We start from the raw sequence: 238 nt of genomic DNA on the forward strand, positions 1-238 counted from the left end.
GCCAAATGCTAACCGAAGAAACGTATCTTGATGCGTTAGAAGAATACGGTGACGAGTTTGAAGCTAAGATGGGTGCTGAAGCAGTTCTTGAATTGCTACGTGCTATCAACTTAGCTGAACAGATCGAGCAAATGCGTGAAGAGTTGCCTTCAATTAACTCTGAAACCCGTCGCAAGAAGGTCACTAAGCGCCTTAAGCTGATGGAAGCATTCTTCACATCTGGCAACAAGCCAGAGTG

At 45.4% G+C, this 238-nt stretch carries 1 protein-coding gene; it reads left to right on the forward strand.

What is annotated here, in order from left to right; all coding sequences use genetic code 11:
* The coding region (locus AAEY79_RS16315) for a hypothetical protein (protein WP_352289801.1) at positions 1-238 on the forward strand (238 nt) is incomplete at both ends.

This window comes from Psychrobacter sp. GW64-MNA-CIBAN-0177 (genome assembly GCF_040309585.1).
Taxonomy (GTDB): domain Bacteria; phylum Pseudomonadota; class Gammaproteobacteria; order Pseudomonadales; family Moraxellaceae; genus Psychrobacter; species Psychrobacter okhotskensis.